General features: G+C 64.6%; 12 protein-coding genes. 5 read left to right on the top strand and 7 right to left on the bottom strand.

Annotated elements, in window-relative coordinates:
* Positions 1 to 26 precede the first annotated feature (26 nt).
* Positions 27 to 992, top strand: a complete 966-nt coding sequence (locus AC515T_RS27595) for a GlxA family transcriptional regulator (RefSeq protein WP_496530740.1) — start codon at positions 27 to 29, stop codon at positions 990 to 992.
* Between the two features lie 11 nt (positions 993 to 1,003).
* On the opposite strand, the gene AC515T_RS27590 is transcribed toward AC515T_RS27595, so the two are convergent.
* The 3 genes from AC515T_RS27590 to AC515T_RS27580 form a co-directional block, all read right to left on the bottom strand.
* Positions 1,004 to 1,345 carry a carboxymuconolactone decarboxylase family protein gene (locus AC515T_RS27590; protein ID WP_014340738.1) on the bottom strand — a complete coding sequence of 114 codons (342 nt, stop codon included), beginning with the start codon at positions 1,343 to 1,345 and terminating at the stop codon, positions 1,004 to 1,006.
* A gap of 105 nt (positions 1,346 to 1,450) precedes the next feature.
* Entirely contained in the window at positions 1,451 to 3,856 is a 2,406-nt protein-coding gene (locus AC515T_RS27585) for a penicillin acylase family protein (RefSeq protein WP_496530739.1), read from the bottom strand.
* A gap of 106 nt (positions 3,857 to 3,962) precedes the next feature.
* Entirely contained in the window at positions 3,963 to 4,550 is a 588-nt protein-coding gene (locus tag AC515T_RS27580) for a DUF6436 domain-containing protein (protein WP_496530738.1), read from the bottom strand.
* 108 nt (positions 4,551 to 4,658) lie between these two features.
* Here AC515T_RS27580 and bipL point away from each other — a divergent pair, with 108 nt between their 5' ends.
* A complete protein-coding gene (gene bipL / locus AC515T_RS27575) occupies positions 4,659 to 5,606 on the top strand; it encodes a phospholipase BipL (RefSeq protein ID WP_496530737.1) in 948 nt (315 codons plus the stop codon).
* Between the two features lie 117 nt (positions 5,607 to 5,723).
* On the opposite strand, the gene AC515T_RS27570 is transcribed toward bipL, so the two are convergent.
* Entirely contained in the window at positions 5,724 to 6,467 is a 744-nt protein-coding gene (locus AC515T_RS27570) for a DUF2059 domain-containing protein (RefSeq protein ID WP_496530736.1), read from the bottom strand.
* A gap of 141 nt (positions 6,468 to 6,608) precedes the next feature.
* On the opposite strand from AC515T_RS27570, the gene AC515T_RS27565 reads away from it, so the two are divergent.
* Positions 6,609 to 7,244: a 2OG-Fe(II) oxygenase gene (locus tag AC515T_RS27565; RefSeq protein ID WP_496530735.1), complete on the top strand. Its 636-nt coding sequence runs from the start codon at positions 6,609 to 6,611 to the stop codon at positions 7,242 to 7,244.
* Between the two features lie 2 nt (positions 7,245 to 7,246).
* Entirely contained in the window at positions 7,247 to 7,738 is a 492-nt protein-coding gene (locus tag AC515T_RS27560) for a 2-thiouracil desulfurase family protein (RefSeq protein ID WP_496530734.1), read from the top strand.
* Positions 7,739 to 7,879: 141 nt separating this feature from the next.
* Here the strand turns inward: AC515T_RS27560 and AC515T_RS27555 are convergent, their stop codons facing one another.
* Both AC515T_RS27555 and AC515T_RS27550 read right to left on the bottom strand, forming a co-directional pair.
* Positions 7,880 to 9,253, bottom strand: a complete 1,374-nt coding sequence (locus AC515T_RS27555; RefSeq protein WP_496530733.1) for a GTPase/DUF3482 domain-containing protein — start codon at positions 9,251 to 9,253, stop codon at positions 7,880 to 7,882.
* Positions 9,246 to 10,613: a DUF2868 domain-containing protein gene (locus tag AC515T_RS27550; protein WP_496530732.1), complete on the bottom strand. Its 1,368-nt coding sequence runs from the start codon at positions 10,611 to 10,613 to the stop codon at positions 9,246 to 9,248. The genes AC515T_RS27555 and AC515T_RS27550 overlap by 8 nt, the downstream gene beginning before the upstream one ends.
* Positions 10,614 to 10,699: 86 nt before the next feature.
* Between AC515T_RS27550 and AC515T_RS27545 the strand changes: the two genes are divergently transcribed.
* Entirely contained in the window at positions 10,700 to 11,212 is a 513-nt protein-coding gene (locus AC515T_RS27545; RefSeq protein WP_496530731.1) for a dihydrofolate reductase, read from the top strand.
* Positions 11,213 to 11,330: 118 nt separating this feature from the next.
* On the opposite strand, the gene AC515T_RS27540 is transcribed toward AC515T_RS27545, so the two are convergent.
* Positions 11,331 to 12,722, bottom strand: a complete 1,392-nt coding sequence (locus AC515T_RS27540) for an L-cystine transporter (RefSeq protein ID WP_496530730.1) — start codon at positions 12,720 to 12,722, stop codon at positions 11,331 to 11,333.
* Positions 12,723 to 12,872: the final 150 nt, after the last annotated feature.

Here is a 12,872-nt window from a genome sequence, read left to right as displayed (position 1 = left end):
GTTCCACTCGAAGGCAAGCGAGCACCATGCAGAAAATCGTCGCCGTCGTGGTATTCCCTGGCGTCCAGTCGCTGGACGTGACCGGGCCCATGGACGTGTTCAGCGAAGCCAATCGGTTCCTGGTCGCCGAGGATCACTATCGGCTTGACGTGATCGGCACCGAGCGAGGCGCGATGGCCTGTTCCAACGGCTTGTCCCTGAATGCCCATCGGCATTTCAGCGAGGCTCGGCAGGCCTACGACCTGCTGTTGGTCGCGGGCGGGCCGCAGTTGCCGTTCACGCACCTTGGCGCAGGATTCGATGCCTGGCTGCGGGAGGCCTGTGGACGGGCCCGGCGCTTCGGGTCGATCTGCAATGGCGCTTTCATGCTGGCCCGGGCTGGATTGCTGGAGGGGCGGACTGTTACCACCCATTGGGGGGAAGCCGCGGCGCTGGCGCAGCTGTGTCCCTCGACCCGGGTCGAAGCGGATCGTTTGTATGTGCAGGATCGCCAGCTCTACACCTCCGCCGGGGTCAGCGCAGGCATCGACCTGTCGTTGTTCCTGCTGGCCCAGGACCATGGGCCGGACGTGGCGCTGAGTGTCGCCAAGCGGCTGGTGGTGTTTACCCAGCGCGCGGGCGGGCAGTCGCAATTCAGTCCTTTTCTCGCTCCCCACGCTGAGCCGACGTCCACCGTGGTCCAGGTCCAGGCCTATGTACTGGCGCACCTGAACGGTGACCTGACCATCGCCGACCTGGCCAATGCCGCGAACATGAGCCCGCGCAACTTTTCTCGGGTGTTCACCCGGGAAGCGAAGATCACGCCAGCGGAGTTCGTCGAGCAGGCCCGGGTGGACGCGGCGCGGGTGATGCTGGAAAGCACCCGCACCCCGCTCAAGACCGTGGCCTGGCAATGCGGCTTTCGTGATGCCCAGCACATGCGCAGCGTATTCAATCGCAGGCTGGGCGTGACGCCGCAGCAATTCAGGCTGAATTTCGGTGCGCTGGCGTAGGTGTCAGCTCCTCACTTCTTCAACGCGTCATGGGCCTCCAGGGCTCGCAGGGAGTAGATGTACGCCGCGCCCGCGTTCAGGGACACGGCGGTGGCCAGGGTGGCGGCGATTTCTTCGCGGGTGGCGCCGGCCTTGATGGCTGCGTCGGTGTGTACGCCGATGCAGCCGTCACAGCGCGTGGTGATGGCCACGGCGATGGAGATCAGCTCACGGGTCTTGGCGTCGAGCACATTGTTCTCTGCCGCGGCTTCGTCCAGGGCCATGTAGGCCTTGACCATCTTCGGATTGCTTTTGCCCAGGGCGCCAAAGGCGCTTTTGATGGTGGGCAGCAGCTCGGACCAGTTGTTGAACATAGCGTTGACTCCTATGAAAGAGGCGGGAAGTGAGCGTCATGTAGTCTTGACCATCCATGATGATCACGCCCGGTTCAGTGATGAAAAACGACCTGCACGTCCGGTTCAGGGCGCCCGGGCCGGCAGCAGCTTCAGGGTCGTGCGGGTATTGGCCAGCACTTCTTCCTCGGCCAGGTGCGCCTGGTGATAGACCCCTTCGATGTACGCCTCGGCCTGATCCTCGTAATGCTTGTCGAACGGCACGCCGCTCTGGCCGACGGGGTTGATGGTGACGCTGTGGCTCGGGTCGGCGAAGTCGATGATGCGCCGGGTCGAAGGTCCGTAGGTCACCGGCCACGGCGCCGGGCCGATCTTGGCAGAGAGGTTGTTGGGCACTTCATGAGTGCCAGGGGCCGCAAACGGCCCAACGTTGAAGACCCGGTCCAGGGGCTTTTGCTGACCCAGCGGATGACCATGGGTCAGGGTGTGAGCCTTGCCCCATTGCCATTGCATGGCATCGTCGCCCAGGGTAGCCCGCAGGTGCGCCAGGCTTTTCTTCCAGGCGACGTTCACCGTGTCGGCACGGGTTTCCGTGCCCAGCGTCGTGCGGTCATCCCACCACGGTGAATCTCCGGAGGCCGCCAGGCGTGGCAGGGCTGCGTCGATCACTCGGGTCGACAGCGCGGTCTCGAAGAACCCGTCGCCCAGTTCATCGTGCAGGGCGGCGTCGGCCAGGTTGAACAGAAACTGGTTGAACAGCGTGGCGCTGATGGAGTCCAGCGGGTAATCGCCTGACCATTGGGCCAATTGTTCCACCCATTTGCGTTCCTGCGGGTCGCTGACCACGCTACGCAGCACCGGCAACAAAGGCGCGAGCAGACGAGGGCCGTAGGCGGTGGTGGTGCCCAGTTGCAGCTTCTGGGTGGTTTGGATGTCCCATTTCGCCTGCTTGTCGCTGAGCTGCTGGTTGAGCTGCTGGCCACGGTCGGCGAGGTTGTAGTAGCCGGGGATCTCGATGCCGCTGGCCGGCACGGGTTGGAAATTGGCCGAGAGGATGTAGCCCCGTGCCGGGTTTTCTTCCTGTGGATTGCTGCTGAACGGATAGAAGCCTTCCTTTTCCGCCTCCGGGCTGCTGCCGTCGAGGATGAAGCCAGGCTTCACGCCGACCGGCCGCTTGGGCAATTGCGCCGCGGCCCACCAGCCGATATCGCCCTTGGCGCTGGCCCACACCACGTTCAGTCCGGGGGCGTGGATATTGGCCGAGGCGCCACGGGCCTTGGCGAGGGTATCGGCGCGGTTGAGCTGGTAAAAGGCGTCGAGGATCGGGTTGCGGCTTTCCAGGAACCCCCACCACATGGCGACCGGGGTCTTGCCGGCGTTCGCACCGAGGGCATCGTTGACGATCGGACCGTGGGGCGATTGGCGTAGCACCAGCGTCACCGGCGCCTGGCCCTTGACCGCGATCTGCTGCTCGCTGCGTGTCATGTCGACCCATTGGCCGCGATACCAGACCTGTTCGGGGTTGTCCGGGTTGACCTTCTCGGCGATCAGGTCCAGGTCGTCGTTCTGGAACATGGTGACGCTCCAGCCGAAATCCTTGTTCATGCCCAGCGTCGCAAAGGGCAGCAGCGCCTGGTACTGCCCGTAGAGTTCGAAACCCGGTGCAGACAGATGCGCCTCGTACCACACCGAGGGCGTGGAAAAGCGGATATGCGGGTCGCCCGCCAGTAAGGGCTTGCCGCTGTGGGTACGGCTGCCGGAGACCGCCCAGGCGTTGCTGCCTTCGAACTGCGGCAGACCGTTTTCGGCCAGGGCCTGCTCGCTCAGGCGGGCCAGGGCGTTGAGGTCTTTCCAATCGGCGGCGGCCAGGGGCAGGCCGCCCTTGCGACCTTCGGCCAGCACGCCCTGGGGCTGCCAGTCGAGGTCGAAGATGTTCAGGTACTCGGCGCCCAATTGATCGCGCACGTAGGTCAACAAGGGTTCGGTGCGAAAGGCGGCGGCAAAGCTGTAGGCCATGTAGCCGGTGATGCTCACGGTGTCTTCAGCAGTAAAGGGGCGCTTGGGAATGCCCAGCACATCGAACTCCAAGGGCCGGGTGTGGCTGTCCTGGTAGGCGTTGATCCCGTCCAGGTAGGCCTGCATGGCGACCCAGGCCGGGGATTGCGGGTCTTGTTCGGTCACATAGGCCGCGGCGCGCTCGCGGATGCGCAGGCTGCGCATCAGCTTGTCGGTGTCCAGCAGCTTCGGCCCCAGCACCTCGGCCAGCTCACCCCGGGCGAGGCGGCGCATGATCTCCATCTGGAACAGCCGGTCCTGGGCATGGACATAACCGAGGGCACGGTACAGGTCGGTTTCGTTTTCGGCGCGGATATGCGGCACACCGCGTTCGTCGTAGCGCACCGTCACCGAGCCCTGCAGCCCTTGCACCTGCATCGTGCCCTGGCGGGTGGGTTGCTTGCTGTAGAGGTAGCCGCCCGCAACGATGATCGCGGTGACGATCAATGACAGGAAGGCGATGGGGGTGCGTTTCATGGTGAGTCCTTATTCTGGTGACAGCGGTTCCATGGCCTCGCTGTTTGTTCCCTGTTTAACACGTCGCTGCGCGACTTCGCATCGCTCCTCGGGAGGATTTCCCGTCTTATTCCTTGCCTGATGTGTCCTGGGCCCATGGACAATAGCAACCCACCGCCATCGTGTGGGTTGCGTTGACCGCTCGACCGCCGCTCAACGCCTCGAGAATCGGCTCGATGAAGCTGTTGCTCGAATTGCAGGTCAGGCCTTCGCTGTAGGGACCGAAATAAGCCAACTGGCCGCTGCGATCCCAGATCGCCACGGCCGGGCTGGCGGGGATCTGATTTGAGCCGGGGAGCGCCGGGAGCGGTTTGAGGCTGTTCAAGGTGGCCGGTAATTGACCCTGGCTGCCGGGCTTTTGTACCGCATAGAACTCAACGCCTTGCGGTACGTATTTATCGACCAGTTCGCCCAGGTGCTGCTGGTTGCCGACGTTGCACGGGCACGCCGGGTCCCAGAAATGCACCAGGCGGATCGCGCCAGGGCCGGCCAGGTCGGCGGGCAGGCGCAGAGGGTCGCCGGAAAACACCGCTGTGTGTTGACTGAAGGCCCGCAGGAAACGGCCCTGGAACCAGTCGTAGGCCGCCCACAATACGATGGCGCATCCGAGGGCAAGCAGGCTGGCAAGCAGGGTCGTGCGGTGGGACGGGCGCATGGAGTCGATCCTCTGAAGCCGCGTAGCTTGCCATGCTTGCCGCGACAGATGAATATCACAGGCTTGTAAAGTCTGTCTCGCGCGCTGCGCCCATGCCTGGAAACCTTGATGCCTGCCACTTTCGATCCCGATCTCCTGCGTGCCAGCCTGCAACCGCTGGCCCAGTGGCAAGCGCTGTCCGAGCAAGCCCAGGCTTACCAGCGGTTCTATGGGTTGGATTTTCCACAGCGCAGCGTGCGCAAGGGATTGGGGCGTTTCGAGGTGGGCGGGTATGAACTGGTGAGCCAGGTCTGGTGGCCGGAAAAAGCCGTGGCGACGTTGTTTGTGTTCCACGGTTACTACGATCACATGGGGCTGTACCGGCACTTGATCGAGTGGGCCTTGGAGCAGAAATTCGCGGTGATCGCCTGCGACCTGCCGGGCCACGGCCTGTCCAGCGGCGAACGCGCCAGCATCGAGGATTTCGCCGAGTACCAGGCCACCTTGCAGGGCCTGTTGGCCGAGGCCGCGACGCTGCACCTGCCGCAGCCTTGGCACCTGTGCGGGCAAAGTACCGGCGGGGCGATCGTGGTCGATCACGTGCTCAACCACGGCGCGCAGAGCCCGGCCCAGGGCCAGGTCATCCTGCTGTCACCCCTGGTGCGGCCGCGGGCCTGGGGTTGGTCGCGCCTGAGTTATTACCTGCTCAAGCCCTTCGTCACCGGTATCGCCCGACGTTTCAGCGAGAACTCCACCGACCCGCAGTTCCTGCCATTTTTGCAAGCCGACCCGCTGCAACCGCTGCGCCTGCCCACCGCCTGGGTGGGGGCATTGGGGCAATGGATCAAGCGCATCGAAGCCGCCCCGAGCAGCCCGCGCCAGCCCTTGATCGTGCAGGGACAGGCGGACATGACGGTGGATTGGGTGCACAACCTGCAAGTGCTGCGCGGCAAGTTCGACCGGCCGCAGGTGTTGATGTTGCCTGAGGGGCGGCATCACCTGGCGAACGAGGCGCTGGCGATGCGGCAGGAGATGTTCGGGTTCTTGACGAAGCGGATGAGCCGGGTTCGGCGGTGACCGGGCGATTGCTATCGCGAGCAAGCTCGCTCCCACAGGGTATTTGAGTGAACTCAGGTTTTGTGATCGTCGCAGATCCAATGTGGGAGCGAGCTTGCTCGCGATAGCGGCGCTGAACTATTGCCCGAGATTCTGGCCCACCGCCAACCCCGCCCGAATCGCCGCCAGCGCCGCTTGGTAATAGGCCTGGCCCTCGGCCGATTCGGCGAAGGTGGCGAATTCTTCCAGCTCGGTATCCGTCAGGTCACGGTAGACGTACAGCAACGTGTTGTTCAGGTCCGCGCCGATCTGCTCCATCAGTCGCTGGCGCTGGCCGTTGAGCATGCCCTGGGCCTGGCCGGCGCCCAAGAGTCCCGGGATCATCGAGCTCAGGCTGTCGGCCGCCACGCCGGCGATCGCCAGGCTGACTTCGGCGCCGGCTTCGCGGGCGGGCAGGGCCTGGGCCAGGTGGCCGATGATCAACAGGCGGGTGTCACTGGCTTGCATCTTCGGCAGGCCCTTGGCATTTTTCGCCAATTGATCGCGCCGGGTCGCCAGCAACTCGGCTGCCACGACCTTGCGGCCCAGGGGCGACTGGAAAAAGGCCAGGGCCGGGTTCGGGTCTCGAAGCTTGCTGCGTATCTGCGCCTCGGCACGCTGGTCCATGGCCTGGGGGGCGAAACGTTGATTGCTGTTGTTCACCAGGGCCTGGAACACCGCCGGCGGCAGGCTGCTCTGATAGCGCTGCTGGGCGGCACTCAAGGCATCATTGAAATGCGCCCGCTGTTCCGGCCAGCCGGCGACCTTGTACAACTGGTCGTAGCTGTCTGCCCAGGCGGGCAAAACGCAGAACATCAACAGTGAGAAAAGCAAACGGCGCATAGGGACTCCTGTCAGCAGCCGACTATTCTCCGTGGGGTGTGGGGTCTTGTCGAGAATTCGTATCAAGTTCGTACGGCGGTGCTATCTGGCGGCAAAAAACCTGCTGAGCGTCGCTGTCGGTTTTGCAGGCACAGGAATACTATGCGCGCCATGCAAATACCTTCTGATCACCCGCTGCTGTTACGTATCGTCGACGACCTGGCCGAACGCGGCTGGTCGCAGCAGAACGTTTTCCTGCCGGACGCGCCGACCCGTGCCCTGGCGGCCGAATGCCGCCAGCGTGCCGCCGAGGGTGAACTGGCTCCGGCAGCGGTCGGGCGCGGGCCGTTCTCGGAGATCCGCGAAGGGATTCGGGGGGATCGCATCCAGTGGATCGAACCTGGCCAGGCGCAAGCCTGCGACCATTACCTGGCGCTGATGGACAGCCTGCGCGAGGCGATGAATCGCGGGCTGTTCCTGGGTCTGGAGGATTTCGAAAGTCATTTCGCCCTGTACCCGCCGGGTGCGTTCTACCTCAAGCACGTCGACCGCTTTCGCGACGACGACCGGCGCATGGTGTCGGCGGTGCTCTACCTCAACGACGACGATTGGCTACCGGAACACGGCGGCCAGTTGCGCATGTACCTGGAGGAGGGCGTGGAGCGTGATGTGGTGCCCATCGGAGGTTGCCTGGTGGTGTTCCTGTCGGGGGACATTCCCCACGAAGTACTGCCGGCCACCCGGGATCGCCTGTCCTTGACCGGTTGGTTCCGCCGTCGCGGCAACGAGTTGTTCTGACGATGGAAAGAATCCTGGTCAGCCGTTGCCTGCTCGGCCATCGCGTGCGCTACGACGGCGGTGCCAGCGGGCCATACGATCAACTCCGGCAATGGCTCGACGAAGGCCGGGTCGTGCCGCTGTGCCCGGAAGTCGCCGGCGGCTTGCCCACGCCTCGGGCGCCAGCGGAGATTCCTGGTGGGCAGGGTGGGCAAGTGCTCGATGGCCGCGTAGCAGTGATCACCACTGACGGCGAAGATGTCAGCGCGCAGTTTTTGTCGGGTGCGTATCAAGCACTGGCGTTGGTGCGTGAGTACGGCATCCGCGTCGCCGTGCTCAAAGCCAACAGCCCGTCGTGCGGCAACCTGCTGACCTATGACGGGACGTTCAGCGGTGTGAAGGTCAGTGGCGAAGGCGTGACGGCGGCGTTGCTCAAGCGCCATGGGGTGCGGGTGTTCAGCGAGCTGGAGTTGGCTGAAGCGGCGGCGGCCCTCAAAGCCTTGAGTAACGAGTAATCTTGAGCAGCGCAGCGCTCTGCGACAAGGAACTCTCTGTGGGAGCAAGGCTTGCCCGCGATACAGGCGCCTCGGTCTCTGAAAGACCGCATCGATTCATCGCGGGCAAGCCTTGCTCCCACAAAGTCTCTTGCTGCAGGGCTAGAGCTGCTCGGCCAACTGCTCAATCTGCTCCTGCCGCTCCGCCTGGCTCAACCGCGCCTGGGGATTGAGGGATGACCACTGCGGATGCGCCCGGGCTTTGTTCAGGGCGTCGGGCAACTTGCCTTCGCGCCAGGTCTTGTCCTGGGGCATGGCGATGTGGATGCTGTCCAGCGCTGCGTGGCCGCGCAGGTCAAGGGCTTGCAGCAGCTGTCGTTGGCGCAAGGCCAGCAGGCGTAGCACGCCGTCGTCCACCGTCAGTTCCCGTTGCCCCTTGAGCTTGCCCATCAGCCGGTTGCCATAGCTGCGGGCAGTTTGCAGGGTACCGCCGACAATGGCCCCGGCCAGGGCAGCGGCACCGAGGGTCAGGCCGCCCACCAGCAAGTCCACGCCGGCCCCGGCCGCCGCGCCCGCTGCGATGCCGCCGCCGACACGCACGCCCAGTTGCTTGAGGGTTTCGGGGTTGAACAGGTCATCGCCCCAACGCCCGTCGAGCAGCGGCAGGTCGCTGGCAGCAGCGTCCTGGGGACGGAACGCGTAGAGCTTGAGCAGGGCTTCGACGCAGCGCTGTTCGCGCTGACGCACCGCGTTACGCAGCTCACCAATGGCCTCGCGTTCCAGCTCGGTGTCGCTGGCCACGCTGCGTCGGCAGGCGGCGCAGTCGATCAGCAATTCGGCGATCAAGCGTGCCGCGCTCTGCTGGCGGGCCAGGCGTTGGGCCTGTTGATCGGCGACCAGTCGTTCCAGTTGACCACGGGCGCTTTCCAGCAACAACGCGAGGCTTTCATACAGACGTCGCTCGCCGTCCTCGGGCGGGGCGACGCTGTCAAAGCGCACCAGGGCGTGCAGCCCCAATCGCGCCAGGGCTTCGCGCCAGTCAGGCTCGCGATGGTGGGCGTTGCTGACGAAGTTCAACACCGGCAGCAGCGGTTTGCCGCAACTGGCGAGGACTTCCAATTCATCGCGGTACTTGGCCAGCACCGGTTCCCGGGCATCGATCACATACAGCCCGGCGTCGCTGGCGAGCAGTTGCCGCAGCACCTTGGCTTCCTGTTCGAAGCGTTGACGCGCCTCGCTGCCCTCGAGGAAGCGGGCCAGGCGCGCCGGGCCGTCGAGGCGTTCGCCAGGGCGCTCCAGGCGTTCGAGGTAATCGAGCAGGGCGATGGCGTCCTCCAGGCCCGGCGTGTCGTACAGCTCCAGCAGTGCTTCGCCGTCCACCGACAGGCGCGCACCCTCGACATGCCGGGTGGTGCTCGGACGGTGGGACACCTCGCCGAAGCCGACGTCGCGGGTCAGGGTCCGCAGCAGCGAGGTCTTGCCCACGTTGGTGTGGCCGACCACGGCCAGCTTCAGTGGCTTCATGGGCTCAGTCATGGCCGCTCTCCAGCCAGTTCAAGGGCATGCAGTCGGCGAAGGGCAACTGCAATTGTTGCAGCGCGTTGTGCCAATCGCCCAGGCGCTCGGCGTCCAGCGCTTCGCCGGGCGGCGCCTGCAACAGCCAGACGCGGGTGGCGCTGGCGCTGCGGGCCAGTTCGGCGATCAGCGCCAGGCTGCCCCGGTCCGGTGAGCGGCGTGGGTCGCAGGCTATTGCCAGTCGCGCCGGCGGAAAGCGTGACAGTTGCTCGAGGAGTTTGTGGCGGGACTCGCGGCTGTCGAGGATGCCAGCGCTTTTCACCGCCTCGGGCAGTTTGGGCGGCCAGGGTCGATCGTCCAGTTCGATGGCCACCAGCAGCGCGCCGTCGCTTTCCGTTGCACCGACGGCGCTTTCAATGGGATGCAATTGTGCGGGTGCGGCGTCGTTGACGCCCAGGCGTTCGCTGCTCGGCATCAGTCGTTCGCGCAGTTGAGCGTAGCCCGGCAGGTTCAGGTCCAGGCGCAGCGTGGCCCGGCCACGCTGCCAACGCCACAGGCACAGCAGCGCCAGGCACAGGCGCGGCACCACGCCATAGACCAGCACCACGCCCACCAGCCAGGCGGCCCAGGCCTGGCGGGCGCTCTCGATGTTCAGCGCGGCGTCGCCACTGGCGCGGATCATGTCCACCGTCGGCACGCTGAAGCCCAGCAGTGCCGGCAGCGTGCCGAGGGCCTGAGTCATGGCGACGAAGGTTTCACTGCCAAGCAGGGTGGTTTCCCAGACGAAGCCATAGCGCCGGGTCGCCATCAGCAGCAGCACGATGACCAGTGCACTGAGCATCGCCAGCAGCCACAAACCGTTGACCAACGCGCCGAGGGCCCAGCGACTGAGTTTGTGCCGTTGCAGCAACAGCAGCAGGGCCGGCGCCAGTTGGGCGGCCTTGGCGTCGCGGGCGAGTTTTTCGCTGAGCCACAGCCACAGGCGTCCCAGTGCGGCACCTTGCTCACCGGCGAAGATCAGGCCCAAGGCCCAACCGATAAGCAGCACCAGGTTCAGCCCCAACAGACTGCCCAAGGCCCAGAACACATTGACCGATGTTTGCCCGTCGCCGAGGGCGGCAAAGCCCAGGCCGGCACCGCTGATGATGGCGAGCACCGCCAATACGATCAGCGCCAGGCGCGCCCCTTGCAGCCAATGGCCCAGGGCTTGGGTGAGGCCATCGCGTTCGGCCAGCCAGCGGGCGCGGTGGCGGATGCGGGTGGATAAGTCGCCGCCTGCCGCACGGGCCAGGCGATTGGCTTCCTGGTCCTCGAGCGGGCCGGCGTGTTCTTCACGCAGGCGTATCGTCTCGGTCAGCCAGAGGTTTTGCAGTGCTGTCACGGGGGCTTCCGTTGCTCGAATGAGGGTTGAGCATAACCGCTGTGATGCCTGTCGGGGTACGCCGGGCCTCTGGTATCCTCGCGACCATGAACAAAACTCTCCCCCTAAGCCTGATCGCAGCCCTCGGTGAAAACCGTGTGATCGGCGTCGACAACAGCATGCCCTGGCACCTGCCGGGGGATTTCAAATACTTCAAGGCCACCACCTTGGGCAAGCCGATCATCATGGGGCGCAAGACCTGGGACTCCCTCGGTCGACCGCTGCCGGGGCGCCTGAACATCGTCGTCAGTCGCCAGCCGGGGCTGGTGCTGGAGGGGGCGGAAGTGTTTTCCACCCTGGAGGCCGCGGTGGAACGTGCCGAAGCGTGGGCCCTGGAACAGGGCGTCGACGAACTGATGTTGATCGGCGGCGCCCAACTGTACGCCCAGGCCCTGGAGCAGGCGGATCGCCTGTACCTGACCCGCGTGGCGCTGAGCCCGGAAGGGGACGCGTGGTTTCCAGAATTCGATTCGAACCAGTGGAAGCTGGTGTCGAACCAGCCGAACCCGGCTGAAGGGGACAAGCCGGCCTACAGCTTTGAGGTGTGGGAGAAGCGCTAAAAGCATCGCGAGCAAGCTCGCTTCCACATTGGGTTTTTGGTGAGCACACTATCTGCGATCACCGCTAACCACTGTGGGAGCGAGCTTGCTCGCGATGGCGATTTAGCAGGTACTCCCATCAAGCGTGCACCAACTCCCCGTGCTCCTGGGCATCGAGCAACGCCTTGTCGGTCTGCTGCATCACTTGGCTGGTAATCGCCCCGGCGGTGATCGAGCCGCTGACGTTCAACGCCGTACGGCCCATGTCGATCAGTGGCTCGACGGAAATCAGCAAGGCGACCAGCGCGACCGGCAAGCCCATCGCCGGCAACACGATCAGCGCGGCGAACGTCGCGCCCCCACCGACTCCGGCCACCCCGGCCGAACTCAACGTCACGATCGCCACCAAGGTCGCGATCCAGACCGGATCCAGCGGGTTGATGCCCACGGTCGGCGCGACCATCACCGCCAGCATGGCCGGATACAGGCCGGCGCAACCGTTCTGGCCGATGGTGGCGCCGAACGAGGCGCTGAAGCTGGCAATCGCCCGTGGAATGCCGAGACGACTGGTCTGGGCTTCGATGCTCAACGGGATGGTGGCGGCGCTGGAGCGGCTGGTGAAGGCGAAGGTCAGCACCGGCCAGATCTTGCGGAAGAAGCGCAACGGGTTGATCCCGGCCGCGGACACCAGCAGACCATGGACCACGAACATCAGGCCCAGCCCGAGGTACGACACCACGACAAAACTGCCGAGCTTGATGATGTCCTGCAGGTTGGAGCCGGCCACCACCTTGGTCATCAGCGCCAGGACACCGTACGGCGTCAGCTTCATCACCAGACGTACCAGGCGCGTCACCCAGCTTTGCAGAGTGTCGATGGCGTTGATCACTTTCTGGCCTTTTTCCGCGTCATCCTTGAGCAACTGCAACGCCGCGACCCCGAGGAACGCCGCGAAGATCACCACGCTGATGATCGACGTCGGCTTGGCCCGCGCCAGGTCGGCGAACGGGTTCTGCGGAATGAATGAAAGCAGCAATTGCGGGATGTTCAGGTCGGCAACCTTGCCGGCGTAGTCGCTCTGGATCACTTGCAGACGTGCCAGTTCCTGGGTGCCGGCCACCAGGCCTTCGGCGGTGAGGCCGAACAGGTTGGTCAGGCCGATGCCGATCAGCGCGGCGATGGCGGTGGTGAACAGCAGCGTACCAATGGTCAGGAAGCTGATCTTGCCCAGGGACGAGGCGTTATGCAGGCGGGCCACGGCGCTGAGGATCGAAGCGAAGACCAGCGGGATCACGATCATTTGCAGCAACTGCACATAGCCGTTGCCCACCAGGTCGAACCAGCCGATGGAGGCCTTGAGCACCGGGTTGCCGGCGCCATAAATCGTGTGCAGGGCGATGCCGAACACCACGCCCAGCACCAGTGCCAGCAGCACCTTCTTGGCCAGGCTCCAGGTGCGGTGACGGGTTTGCGCCAGGCCGAACAGCAAGGCGAGGAACACCAGCAGGTTGAGGATCAGCGGCAGATTCATCAAAAGAGACTCCGATAAGACGTGCCAGTCGCCCGAAGCCGCGACTGTGAGCCGGGAAGCCTAACAGCCTGATATCTAATGATTTAATACTAAAAAGGCATGTTGATTGTCGTTTATGGAATAAGGACTTGGCGTTTACGGGTATGCCGC

This window comes from Pseudomonas sp. FSO-7 (assembly GCF_059579345.1).
The sequence above is the reverse complement of the archived record's forward strand: the minus strand, read 5'-3'. Positions and strand labels throughout refer to the sequence as shown.

Coding starts and splice junctions, on each gene's coding strand:
- AC515T_RS27595 (WP_496530740.1), top strand. CDS start 27: ATGCAGAAAATCGTCGCCGTCGTGGTATTCCCTGGCGTCCAGTCGCTG.
- AC515T_RS27590 (WP_014340738.1), bottom strand. CDS start 1,345: ATGTTCAACAACTGGTCCGAGCTGCTGCCCACCATCAAAAGCGCCTTT.
- AC515T_RS27585 (WP_496530739.1), bottom strand. CDS start 3,856: ATGAAACGCACCCCCATCGCCTTCCTGTCATTGATCGTCACCGCGATC.
- AC515T_RS27580 (WP_496530738.1), bottom strand. CDS start 4,550: ATGCGCCCGTCCCACCGCACGACCCTGCTTGCCAGCCTGCTTGCCCTC.
- bipL (WP_496530737.1), top strand. CDS start 4,659: ATGCCTGCCACTTTCGATCCCGATCTCCTGCGTGCCAGCCTGCAACCG.
- AC515T_RS27570 (WP_496530736.1), bottom strand. CDS start 6,467: ATGCGCCGTTTGCTTTTCTCACTGTTGATGTTCTGCGTTTTGCCCGCC.
- AC515T_RS27565 (WP_496530735.1), top strand. CDS start 6,609: ATGCGCGCCATGCAAATACCTTCTGATCACCCGCTGCTGTTACGTATC.
- AC515T_RS27560 (WP_496530734.1), top strand. CDS start 7,247: ATGGAAAGAATCCTGGTCAGCCGTTGCCTGCTCGGCCATCGCGTGCGC.
- AC515T_RS27555 (WP_496530733.1), bottom strand. CDS start 9,253: ATGACTGAGCCCATGAAGCCACTGAAGCTGGCCGTGGTCGGCCACACC.
- AC515T_RS27545 (WP_496530731.1), top strand. CDS start 10,700: ATGAACAAAACTCTCCCCCTAAGCCTGATCGCAGCCCTCGGTGAAAAC.
- AC515T_RS27540 (WP_496530730.1), bottom strand. CDS start 12,722: ATGAATCTGCCGCTGATCCTCAACCTGCTGGTGTTCCTCGCCTTGCTG.